At 60.8% G+C, this 11,724-nt stretch carries 9 protein-coding genes; 8 read left to right on the forward strand and 1 reads right to left on the reverse strand.

Annotated features, from left to right (window positions below):
* The first annotated feature begins 108 nt into the window (after positions 1-108).
* A complete protein-coding gene (locus tag ACVHNU_RS16115) occupies positions 109-1,821 on the forward strand; it encodes a cation:proton antiporter (RefSeq protein ID WP_473017799.1) in 1,713 nt (570 codons plus the stop codon).
* On the opposite strand, the gene ACVHNU_RS16120 is transcribed toward ACVHNU_RS16115, so the two are convergent.
* The gene (locus tag ACVHNU_RS16120; protein ID WP_473017800.1) at positions 1,818-3,026 is read right to left on the reverse strand and encodes an ammonium transporter; all 1,209 of its coding nucleotides are present in this window, start codon (positions 3,024-3,026) and stop codon (positions 1,818-1,820) included. The two genes, ACVHNU_RS16115 and ACVHNU_RS16120, sit on opposite strands and share 4 nt — an antisense overlap.
* A 305-nt stretch (positions 3,027-3,331) precedes the next feature.
* Between ACVHNU_RS16120 and ACVHNU_RS16125 the strand changes: the two genes are divergently transcribed.
* The 7 genes from ACVHNU_RS16125 (at position 3,332) to ACVHNU_RS16155 (ending at position 11,689) form a co-directional block, all read left to right on the forward strand.
* Positions 3,332-3,646, forward strand: a complete 315-nt coding sequence (locus ACVHNU_RS16125) for an ElaB/YgaM/YqjD family protein (protein ID WP_003226733.1) — start codon at positions 3,332-3,334, stop codon at positions 3,644-3,646.
* Between the two features lie 2 nt (positions 3,647-3,648).
* The gene (locus tag ACVHNU_RS16130) at positions 3,649-4,035 is read left to right on the forward strand and encodes a phage holin family protein (protein WP_003226735.1); all 387 of its coding nucleotides are present in this window, start codon (positions 3,649-3,651) and stop codon (positions 4,033-4,035) included.
* Positions 4,032-4,370, forward strand: a complete 339-nt coding sequence (locus ACVHNU_RS16135; protein WP_003226737.1) for a hypothetical protein — start codon at positions 4,032-4,034, stop codon at positions 4,368-4,370. Before ACVHNU_RS16130 ends, ACVHNU_RS16135 begins: the two co-directional genes overlap by 4 nt.
* A gap of 123 nt (positions 4,371-4,493) precedes the next feature.
* Positions 4,494-5,657 carry an EAL domain-containing protein gene (locus ACVHNU_RS16140; protein WP_473017802.1) on the forward strand — a complete coding sequence of 388 codons (1,164 nt, stop codon included), beginning with the start codon at positions 4,494-4,496 and terminating at the stop codon, positions 5,655-5,657.
* 76 nt (positions 5,658-5,733) lie between these two features.
* The gene (locus tag ACVHNU_RS16145; RefSeq protein WP_003226741.1) at positions 5,734-7,062 is read left to right on the forward strand and encodes a deoxyguanosinetriphosphate triphosphohydrolase; all 1,329 of its coding nucleotides are present in this window, start codon (positions 5,734-5,736) and stop codon (positions 7,060-7,062) included.
* Positions 7,063-7,409: 347 nt separating this feature from the next.
* Entirely contained in the window at positions 7,410-8,036 is a 627-nt protein-coding gene (locus ACVHNU_RS16150) for a response regulator transcription factor (RefSeq protein ID WP_003226744.1), read from the forward strand.
* 8 nt (positions 8,037-8,044) lie between these two features.
* Positions 8,045-11,689, forward strand: a complete 3,645-nt coding sequence (locus tag ACVHNU_RS16155; RefSeq protein ID WP_473017804.1) for a transporter substrate-binding domain-containing protein — start codon at positions 8,045-8,047, stop codon at positions 11,687-11,689.
* Positions 11,690-11,724: the final 35 nt, after the last annotated feature.

Consider the following 11,724-nt stretch of genomic DNA (forward strand, 5'->3'; position numbering starts at 1 on the left):
CACGCAAAACCCTGACGCAAATCAGTCCACGGAAAAGCCAATCAGGCGATGCTCCCGGGCTTTTTGCCTCTACGCTTGAGAAGCCTGAGCCTGACATCGGAGTGTCTTGTGTTTGCCAACCTGTTGATCATCCTCGCCTCATCCCTGGTGATGATTGCCCTGTTCCGCCGCCTGCGCTTGCCGCCGGTGCTGGGCTATCTCTGCGTGGGCCTGATGGTGGGACCGACCGCGTTCAACTGGGTCAACGAGAGCGAACACCTGCCGGATGTGGCCGAGTTGGGCGTGGTGTTCCTGCTGTTCTCACTGGGCCTGGAGTTTTCCCTGTCGAAAATGATCGCGCTGCGCCAGGTAGTGTTTCGCCTGGGCAGCCAGCAGGTATTGCTCAGCACCGGGGTGCTCGGGCTGGTGCTGATCCTGCTGGGCATGCCGCTGGCCCCGGCAATGTTGCTCGGCGCCGGGCTGTCGTTGTCGTCGACGGCGATTGTCACCAAGGAGTTGAGCAGCCTGGGCGAAGTGTTCAGCAGCCACGGGCAGAACGCGGTCGGGGTCTTGCTGTTTCAGGACGTGGTCGCGGTGTTGTTGCTGACCCTGGTGCCGGTGTTCGCCGGGAGCAGCGCGCAAGCCTGGTATTGGGCCTTGCCGCTGACGCTGGTGAAGACCGTGGTGCTGTTTTTCGGTCTGTTGCTGGCCAGCCGCTGGCTGCTGCCACGGCTGTTCCATGAGGTGGCCGCGTCGCGCTCGGCGGAATTGTTCGTGCTGCTGGCGCTGGTGATTGTGCTGCTGACCGCATGGCTGACGCACCTGCTGGGCCTGTCCCCTGCCCTTGGCGCATTTCTGGCCGGGATGCTGCTCGGCGAGAGCCACTATCGCCATCAGATCGAGGCCGACATCCGGCCGTTTCGCGACATCCTGCTCGGGGTGTTTTTCGTCAGCATCGGCATGCTGATCGACCTGCAACTGTTCATCAGTCACAGCGTGCTGATTCTCGGCCTGACCCTCGGCCTGATGCTAATCAAAGGCACGGTCGTCGCACTCCTGATCAAGTGGCGCGGCAGCGATCATGAAACCGCCTGGCGCAGCGGCCTGGCCCTGGCGCAGGGCGGGGAATTCTGCTTCGCCTTGATGGCGCAGATGCAACAGAACCAATTGCTCCCTGCCGAGTTGGGCGCCCTGCTGCTCGCGGCAACATTCTGCTCGATGCTGCTGACACCGTTGCTGTTGCGCGCCGCGCCGAAAATCGCCGCACGCCTGCACCGCAAGCCGAACCAGGAGGCACAAATCGAGGTAATCAGCGCCCTCAATGCCGGTCTGGATCAACACGTAGTGATCTGTGGCTACGGCCGAGTCGGCCAGTCCATCGGCCGCTTCATGCGCAATGCCAATCAGCCTTATATCGCGTTGGACAACGATCCGGTGCGCGTGCAGGAAGCCGCGTCCGGCGAAAGCGAGGTGCATTACGGCGACTCGTCACGCGGCGACCTGCTGACCGCGGTCGGACTGTTGCGCGCGCGGCTGCTGGTGATCGCCGTGGATCAGAGCGATGTCAGCTTGCGAATTCTCAAGGAAGCGCGCCGGCTCAATGCACAGATCCCGATTCTGGTGCGCACCCGCGACGACAGCCAATGGGCTGAACTCAAAGCGGCCGGCGCCACCGAAGTGGTGCCGGAACTGTTGGAATCGAGCCTGATGCTCGCCTCCCACGCCTTGATCATGCTCGGCCTGCCGGCGCATCAGGTGCAGGAGCAGATCGATCAAGTGCGCATCGACCGCTATCGCCTGCTGCACGGGTTCTATCCCGGCGCCGAAGACAAGGAAGCCTAGTCCTGACTCACCGCGCCGATCTTGTGCAGCGACAGGTCAGCGCCGTAATACTCTTGTTCCTGACTCAGGCGCAGGCCGTGCAAGGCCTTGATCACACCGTAGACGACGAAGCCGCCGAGCAACGCCACCAACACACCCAGCGCGGTGCCGATCACCTGGCTGATCAGGCTGACGCCGCCGAGACCACCCAGCGCAGTCTGGCCGAAGATGCCGCAGGCGATCCCGCCCCACACCCCGCACAAACCGTGCAACGGCCAGACACCGAGCACATCGTCGATGCGCCATTTGACTTGTGCGGCGGTAAAGCACCAGACAAACAGCGCACCGGCAATCGCGCCGGTGACCAAGGCACCCACCGGATGCATCAGGTCGGAACCGGCGCAGATCGCTACCAGTCCGGCCAACGGGCCGTTGTGCAGGAAGCCCGGGTCATTGCGCCCGACAATCAACGCCGCCACCGTGCCGCCGACCATGGCCATCAGCGAGTTGACTGCAACCAGACCGCTGACGCCTTGCAACGTCTGTGCGCTCATCACGTTGAAGCCGAACCAGCCGACAATCAGAATCCACGAACCCAGCGCCAGAAACGGAATGCTCGACGGTGCGAACGCTACCAGACGCCCATCGCGATAACGCCCGTTACGCGGACCGAGCAGCAATACCGCCGCCAGCGCCAGCCAGCCACCCATGGCATGCACCACCACCGATCCGGCGAAATCATGGAACGCCGCGCCAAAGCGCGCGGTCAGCCAGGCTTGCAGACCGTAGTTGCCGTTCCAGATCATGCCCTCGAAAAACGGGTAGATGAACGCCACGATCAGCGCCGTTGCACACAGTTGCGGAACGAATCGCGCGCGCTCGGCAATCCCGCCGGAGATGATCGCCGGGATCGCCGCGGCGAAGGTCAGCAGGAAGAAAAATTTCACCAGACCGTAACCGTGATCGGCACTCAGCACCGCCGCCGGTTGCATGAAGGTCACCCCGTAGGAGATCCAATAGCCTATAAAGAAATAGGCCAGGGTCGAGACCGCAAAGTCACTGAGAATTTTCGACAGCGCGTTGACCTGGTTTTTCTGGCGAACCGTGCCGACTTCAAGAAAGGCGAAACCGGCATGCATCGCCAGCACCATCACCGCACCGATCAGAATGAACAACGTGTTGGAACTGTGAACCAGTGTTTCCACAGCGCTTTGCAGATTTTCCATAAAGAGGCAGACCTGAAGGCTAAAAAGGCACCAAAGCGGTTCGCGCGGACAATCCATGCACCAAGTTGCGACCGGTCGGTCTGCGCAGCGACGCTGCGATGAACCGCTTTGGCGCACAAGGTGGATGTCCTGACACGAACCAGGATTATTTGAGTTAAGGTTTTGCTGCATGCACGCCCGGCAACAGCGCACGGCGACGGCAGGACGCACCACGACATAGCAAAAGCTGTACCAGTCATTTGTACTGAACCTTCGCGCAAGGCTCATACTCGAACGCTTCAGACGTCACTTACGGAGATCCACCCATGGCCAGCATCAAGGCAAAGACTGCTCAAGAAATCCTGATGAACGACTTCCAGACTCTGGTGGCCGATACCGAACGGTTGCTCGAACACACCGCGTCCCTCGCGGGCGATCAGGCCGATGAGCTGCGTGATCAGATCCACGACAGCCTGTTGCGCGCCCGGGAAACCCTGAAGCTGACCGAAGACACCCTGCGCGATCGCGGTCAAGCGGCGGTCACCGCCACCGAAGACTACGTGTCCGCCAATCCTTGGCAGTCGGTGGGCATCGCCGCCGGGGTGGGCTTCCTGATTGGCCTGCTGGCCACTCGGCGCTGATCATGTCGATCGGCGAATCCGGCCTGGGGTCGGGCACCACCTCCTCCACGCGGCGCCTGGGCGCAGCTGTTCTCGGCCTGCTGCACAGCCATGTCGAACTGTTCGGCATCGAGCTGCAGGAACAGAAAGCACGCACCGTCAGCCTGTTGCTGTTCGCAGGGCTGGCGCTGGTGTTTGCGCTGCTGTTGCTGATCGGCCTGTCTGCCTTGGTGTTGATCCTGCTCTGGGACACTTATCGCCTGGCCGGGATCATCGGTCTGTGCGTGTTCTACGTCCTGGCGGCGGGGTTCTGTGGATTGCGTCTGAAGGCTGCGGTCTTCGATGAATCCTCGCCCTTCCACGGCACCCTGGAAGAATTGGCCAACGATCGGGAGCGCCTGCTGCCATGAGCCTGCCTGAACTGCCACACAACAGCTCGCGCCGGGAAATGCGCAAGGCGCTGATCCGCCTGCGCATGGAAATGCATCGTCAGGAAATCCGCCACGAAGCAGGGCAAGTGCTGCAACCCTTGCAGCGCATGCGGGGGATGAAGCAAAACCTGCAAGACGGCTTCGGCATCAAGCATGCGCCGCTATGGGGCGTGGCCGCCGTCACCCTGCTGGGTTTCATTACCGGCAAAGGCGCAAAAAGCGGCGGCGTCGGCGGGTTGACCCGGCTGATCCGTCTGGGCACCAGCCTCGGGCCGCTGATCAGACTGGTGATGCAGAGTTCGGGCAAACGCTGAACCGACGTATCTGGCTGCATTCTTGCAATATCCGGGATTGAACCTCCTCACCCCGAGGTTCAATCCCGCACGCCTATCCGGCCGGCAGGGTTTACCCCGAACAAGAACAACTAAGGAGGCCCCGTGATCGACGGGCAACCGCTCGCCTGCTTTCAACCTTTCATCGATACCGCCACCGGACGAATTGCAGGCGTCGAAGCTCTCGGTCGACTGCGCCAGCCTGACGGCCAACTGGCCTCGGTCGGGCCCTTGTTCGCCGACCCGCGCACACCTGCCATCGCCCTGCGCCGCCTCGACCGCCAGATCCGTGACCACGCCCTGAGCCGACTGCATGAAGCCCCTGCCGAATGGTTTCTGAGCCTGAACATGTCGCCGCGCTGGATCAGTCGCCTGCGCGCGGATCAGCCCCTGCCCAGTCTCAAGCAAATGCTGCGACACGGCGTCGATCCGCAACGCATCGTGTTCGAGATCACTGAGCTGGGTGGCAACAGTCAGCGTCTGACCGACGTGGTCGGCCGTTATCGTGAGGCCGGCGCGCGGATTGCCATTGATGATTTCGGTGCCGGTTACTCGCAGCTCGATCGGGTGCTGGCGTTGCAGCCGGACATCCTCAAACTCGACATGCGCCTGTTCCAGGCGGCGGCGCTGGGCGGGCCGAGCAGCGAGGTGGTCAAGGCACTGGCGCAAATGGCTGAGAAAACCGGCTGCTGGATCATTGCCGAAGGCGTGGAGACCGAAGCGCAGCTGAATTTCGCCCTGGAATGCGGATCACGTTACGTTCAGGGTTTGCTGTTCGCCCGGGCGCAGGAAGCCTTCTATCCGACCGATGCCTTCGTGCAGCGCTTCGCCGAACTGCGTCAGCGGTACGTGCGGCAGAAGCTGGCCGAACGCGGGCGCTTGATGCAGATGCGCCAGCAGCTCGGCGAACTGATGTCGATCCTCCAGAGCTGGGCTCAGGCCCACGCGCCGCTGAGTGCGCTGCCGCAACTCGAAGCCTTCCCGTGGTTGCTGCGGTTCTACCAATGCGACCGGCATGGCACCCAACTCACGCCCAACCTTGAATGGCGGCATAACCGTTGGGTCGCCGACAACCGCTACCTGGGGCACAACTGGTCATGGCGTCCGTACTTCTATCATTTGCTCGCCGAAGGCTGGGAGGAGCGGCGCCTGACCCTGTCCAGCACCTACCGCGATGCCACCAGCAACCAGTATTGCCTGACCGCCGGCCAGTTCTTCGACAACGGCGAACGCCTGCTGCTGATCGACATTGATGCAGCCGGCTTGTAGTTCCGCTTGCAGGGGCGTGGCCGAACCGGGAAGCTAGGGCATTGATCATTCCAGTCACCGACGGAGAGAACCAGCCTTGGATTGGCAGACCCTGCTTAACCGCGAACGCCTTGGAAAACCGCTGCACAGCCCGCAAGAGCTGGGCCGCAGCCCGTTCCACAAAGACCACGACCGCATCATTTTCTCCGGCGCCTTCCGCCGCCTGGGACGCAAGACCCAGGTGCACCCGGTATCGAGTAACGACCACATCCACACCCGTCTGACCCACTCGCTGGAAGTCAGCTGCGTCGGCCGTTCGCTGGGCATGCGCGTCGGTGAAACCTTGCGCAGCGCCCTGCCCGACTGGTGCGACCCGAGCGACCTGGGCATGGTCGTGCAATCGGCCTGCCTGGCGCATGACATCGGCAATCCACCGTTCGGTCATTCCGGGGAAGACGCGATTCGCCACTGGTTCCAGCAGGCGGCCGGGCGCGGCTGGCTCGACGGCATGAGCGAAGCCGAGCGCGGTGACTTCCTCAATTTCGAAGGCAACGCGCAAGGTTTTCGCGTGCTGACTCAACTTGAGTATCACCAGTTCGACGGTGGCACCCGACTCACCTACGCCACCCTCGGCACCTATCTGAAGTATCCGTGGACGGCCCGTCACGCCGACTCGCTTGGCTACAAGAAACACAAGTTCGGCTGCTACCAGAGTGAATTGCCGCTGCTGGAGCAGATCGCCCACAAACTCGGCCTGCCACAACTGGAAGACCAGCGCTGGGCGCGGCACCCGTTGGTGTACCTGATGGAGGCGGCCGACGACATCTGCTATGCGTTGATCGACCTCGAAGACGGCCTGGAAATGGAGCTGCTGGAATACGCGGAAGTCGAATCGCTGCTGCTCGGCCTTGTGGGTGACGACCTGCCGGAAACCTATCGCCAGCTCGGCCCGCAGGATTCGCGCCGACGCAAACTGGCGATCCTGCGCGGCAAGGCCATCGAGCACCTGACCAATGCTGCCGCCCGGGCATTCGTCGAGCAACAGGACGCGCTGCTCGCCGGCACGCTGCACGGCGACCTGGTGGAACACATGCACGGCCCGGCCAAACGCTGCGTGCTCAACGCCAAGGACATCGCTCGCAAGAAAATCTTCCAGGACAAGCGCAAGACGCTGCATGAAATCGGCGCCTACACCACGCTGGAAATCCTCCTCAACGCGTTCTGCGGTGCGGCACTCGAACAACATGGCGGACGCACGCCGTCGTTCAAGAGCCGACGCATCCTTGATCTGCTGGGCAACAATGCACCCGACCCCCACGGGCCGCTGCACACCTCGTTCCTGCGCATGATCGACTTTATCGCCGGGATGACCGACAGCTACGCCAGTGACATGGCGCTGGAAATGACCGGGCGCTCCAGCCACTGACGGGGCACCTTCCTCAACCGGGTCAGCGCGACTGCCCGGTTGAGTGCCTGATCCATTAACGCGGCTCTGCGGTACTCAATGACCGCGCAGACCAAACGTAATCCGTTTAACTTCAAAACAACACAGACAAACGCTGTTTCTTCAATACTCTACAAGCAACTTAAAACATTCAGATAAACAAATACTCTAAACACCTCCTTACGCGACATTGAGTTTGGTCGTAGTCAATTCCCCTTTAGTGTGTAGGACTTATCCTATATTGCTGCTAGAGCCATGTGAGTTCATGCGGCCGCTCATTTATCTGAGCTAAGGTGCGCGCTTTATTCGCGCACGTATGGGATTTGATTATGAACTCCGTTTTTATTGTCGATGATCACCCCGTCATCCGACTTGCCGTTCGAATGCTGCTCGAGCATGAAGGTTATAGGGTCGTCGGCGAAACCGATAATGGGGTCGATGCCATGCAGATGGTTCGCGAATGCATGCCCGACCTGATCATCCTCGATATCAGCATCCCCAAGCTCGACGGTCTGGAAGTCCTCGCCCGTTTCAACGCCATGGGCACTCCGCTCAAGACCCTGGTACTGACGGCGCAATGCCCGACACTGTTCGGTATTCGCTGCATGCAATCCGGCGCGTCCGGTTATGTGTGCAAGGAAGAAGACTTGAGTGAACTGGTCAGCGCCATAAAAGCGGTACTTTCCGGTTACAACTATTTCCCAAGTCAGGCATTGAATCCGGTACGCAGTGACGATGTACGTTACGCCGAACTGGAATTATTCAAAGCCGTGAATGACCGCGAACTCATGGTCCTGCAGTTATTTGCACAGGGGCGTACCAACAAGGAAATTGCCAAAGGCATGTTTCTCAGTAACAAAACCGTCAGCACTTACAAAAAACGCTTGATGCAGAAACTGAAAGCCAGATCCCTGGTGGAACTTATCGAGATGGCCAAACGCAACGCGCTAGTGTGAGAGCCTGAATGCCCAGTCGTTTGAAGATCTATCTCGTCATATTGTGTGCGAGCCTGTGCCTGACTCATCAGGCCTATGCCGACCTCGTCACAGCGCAAGATTATGTGCTGCGCAGCCGTTCGAGCCACGAAGCGCTGTCCATTTCTCTGCAGCCCGCGCAACGGCAATGGTTACAGACTCGCAGCGAACTGAGACTGGGCACCTCCGCACCGGATTATCCGCCGTTCGACATGACCGCCAGCGGCCGCGATTACGAAGGTTTTACCGCCGACTACGCCGGCCTCCTCGCACAGGCTGTCGGTTTACCAATCCGGGTCAAGCGCTTTGCCTCACGGGAAGCCGCCTTGCGCGCACTGATAGCCGGACAGGTCGATATGCTCGGTACGGCCAACGGTTTCGAGGCCAGTAATCCAGACATTCTGCTTTCAATCCCCTATGCCATCGATCAGCCGGTACTGGTCACCCGTGAAGACGAGACCCGTACGCTTACCGAGGGCCTGGCCGGTCTGCGCCTGAGCATGGTCTATCACTATCTGCCGCAGGAGGAAGTCAAGGCGCTGTACCCCAAGGCCATCCTGACGTCCTACCCTTCCTATCAAAACGCAATCAATGCGGTGGCTTTCGATCAGGCCGACGTGTTTCTGGGCGATACCATCTCCACCCACTACATGATCAACAAGGGCTATCTGAACAACATTCGCATGGCCAATTTCGGCAAACAGGAAGCCCACGGTTTCAGCTTTGCCGTGCATACCGACAATCCGCAACTGCTCGCGATCATCAACACCGCGCTCCAGGCCATACCGGCCAGTGAACGCGACCGCATCGCCAAGCGCTGGAGCGCTGGCAGCGACATCCTGCTGACCGACCAGAAGCTGCAATTGACCCACCATGAAGAGCAGTGGCTCAAACAGCATCCGGTGCTGCGCGTCGTCGTCAACGAGGCGTTCGCGCCGCTGACGTTCTTCGACAGCGACGGCAATCTGCGTGGCATCACTGCAGACCTGCTCGAACTGCTGCGCCTGCGCACCGGCATGCGCTTCGAACTGGTGCGCAGCCGCAGCGACGGCGACATGGTCGAGCAGATCAATCAGCACCGGGCCGATCTGATCGCTGCGTTGCTACCCAGCCCGCAACGGGAAAAGACCCTGCAATTCAGCCGTCCCTACCTGGAAAACTCGTTCGTCCTGCTGACCCGCAAAGCCACTGACAGCCCGACGCATCCGACGCAGCTCAAGGACAAATACCTGGCGATTGCCCAAGGCAGTCCCATGGCCGATTACCTGCGACGCGAGTTCCCCAATATCCACCTGACCGAAACCTCCGACACCTTTGGCGCCGCGACCTTGCTCGCCGAGGGCAAGGCCGATGGCGCCGTCGCTTCGCTGGTGATCGCCAACTATCTGATTTCGTCGCGGATCTTCGAGCATCAGTTGCAGATCACCACCACCCTCGGCACCCGTCAGGCCGCCTTTTCGCTGGCCACGGCCCGCGACAACAGCGAACTGGGGTCGATCCTCGACAAGGCGCTGCTGAGCATCAGCCCCGAAGAACTGGGGGTGATCAATAGCCGCTGGCGCGGTTTTTCCAATGCGGCGCAAAGCAACTGGCATCACTACCAGCGCCTGTTTTACCAACTGATCGGCGCAGCCTGCCTGCTGCTGTTGCTGTCACTGCTGTGGAATGCCTACATGCGGCGCCAGATCAAGCAACGCCAGGCCGCCGAGCGGGCACTCAACGATCAGTTCGAATTCATGCGCTCACTGGTCAACGGCACGCCTCACCCGATCTATGTGCGCGACCGCCGGGGGCTGCTGCAAAGCTGCAACGACAGTTACCTCGAAGCCTTCAACGCCAAACGCGAAGACGTGATCGGCAAAAGCGTCATGCAAGGCACCCTGAGCAATGCCTTCGAAGCCCAGGCCTTCGAGGCGGATTACCAGCGGGTCGTGGCCGAAGGGACACCGATGGTACTCGACCGACCGCTGCACATCGGTGGCCGGCGTCTGACGATCTACCACTGGATCCTGCCGTACCGCGATTCCAGCGGCGATGTACAAGGGATCATCGGTGGCTGGATCGACATCAGTGAACGCCGGCAACTGTTCGATGAACTGCGTACGGCCAAAGAACAAGCGGACAACGCCAACCGTGCGAAAAGTACCTTTCTGGCCACCATGAGCCACGAAATCCGTACGCCGATGAATGCCATCATCGGCATGCTCGAATTGACGCTCGAACGCATGACCGATCAGGCTCCGGATCGCTCGTCCATCGAAACCGCCTATTGCTCGGCCAAGGACCTGTTGGGCCTGATCGGCGACATCCTTGATATCGCACGGATCGAGTCCGGGCACCTGAGCCTGAGTCCCGAGCGGGTCAATCTGGTGGAAACCGTTTCTTCAGTGGTGAGGATCTTCGACGGTCTGGCCCGGCAGAAAAACCTCGCCCTGCCCTTGACCCTCACTCCCCCGGGCCTCAATGTCGACGTGCAGCTCGATCCGTTGCGCTTCAAGCAGATCCTGTCGAACCTGATCAGCAACGCCATCAAATTCACCGAGTCCGGGCAGGTCCGGGTCAATCTGGACGTGGTGCCCGATGGCGCGGGCCAGTGTTCGCTGATTCAATTGACGATCCAGGACACCGGGGTCGGCATCAGCATCGAAGATCAACAGCGCCTGTTCAAACCGTTCGCCCAGGCTGACAGTGGCCGACAGCCCGCGCGCAGCGGCGCGGGTCTGGGGTTGGTGATCAGTCGCAACCTCTGTGAAATGATGGGCGGTCAGCTGCAATTGAGCAGTCAGCCCGGGATCGGCACTCAGGTCTGCCTGTCGCTGCCGCTGCAAACGCTGCCGTGCAAGGTCGCCGCGACGAAAACCGCGCCACCGATCCACGCCGCGGGTACGCCGCTGAACATCCTCGTGGTCGACGACCATCCCGCCAATCGTCTGCTGATGTGCCAGCAACTGGAGTTCCTCGGGCACCGCTTCAGCCTTGCCGAAGAGGGGCGAAGCGGACTCGAGAAGTGGCAGCGCGGCGCATTCGATCTGGTCATCGCCGACTGCAATATGCCAGTGATGAACGGCTACGAACTGACCGAGGCCATCCGCCAGCACGAACAAAGTACCGGGCGTGCTCCTTGTACCGTGCTGGGCTTCACGGCCAATGCGCAACCCGAGGAAGTGCAGCGCTGCAAACAGGCCGGCATGAATGACTGCCTGTTCAAACCCCTGAGCCTCAGTGCGCTGAGCCAGTGGGTCAACGGCCTGCAACCGGCAACGCCTGAACCTGCGTTCAATCTCGAGGGTTTGAATCAATTGACGGGCGGCAACCCGCTTCAGGCCCAACGCCTGCTCACGCAATTGCTCAAGAGCAGCCGCCTCGATCGCGAGGAGCTGCTGGCACTGGCGCCGCACAATGATCGCGAGGCATTGGCGGCGGTGGCGCACAAGATCAAGGGCGCCGCCCGAATCGCCCAGGCTTCGCGTCTGATCGTGCGCTGCGATGCCCTGGAACAGGCCTGCCTGCAGACCACGTCTGTGGCGGCCATCGTGCGCTGCATCGAGGCCACCGACGCGGCGATGGTCGAACTGGAGCAGGCGCTGCAGCAACAATTGGAACCGTTCGCAGAAAGCACAATGACCGAGCCTTAACTATGCTTGGACGCTGAGCAGTGTGTTTACTTCAA

Source organism: Pseudomonas sp. Ors-4-3C (assembly GCF_055755035.1).

What these genes read in the sequence shown, in the direction of transcription:
- ACVHNU_RS16120 (WP_473017800.1), bottom strand. Translation starts at nt 3,026, where the DNA reads ATGGAAAATCTGCAAAGCGCTGTGGAAACACTGGTTCACAGTTCCAAC.
- ACVHNU_RS16125 (WP_003226733.1), top strand. Translation starts at nt 3,332, where the DNA reads ATGGCCAGCATCAAGGCAAAGACTGCTCAAGAAATCCTGATGAACGAC.
- ACVHNU_RS16130 (WP_003226735.1), top strand. Translation starts at nt 3,649, where the DNA reads ATGTCGATCGGCGAATCCGGCCTGGGGTCGGGCACCACCTCCTCCACG.
- ACVHNU_RS16135 (WP_003226737.1), top strand. Translation starts at nt 4,032, where the DNA reads ATGAGCCTGCCTGAACTGCCACACAACAGCTCGCGCCGGGAAATGCGC.
- ACVHNU_RS16150 (WP_003226744.1), top strand. Translation starts at nt 7,410, where the DNA reads ATGAACTCCGTTTTTATTGTCGATGATCACCCCGTCATCCGACTTGCC.
- ACVHNU_RS16155 (WP_473017804.1), top strand. Translation starts at nt 8,045, where the DNA reads ATGCCCAGTCGTTTGAAGATCTATCTCGTCATATTGTGTGCGAGCCTG.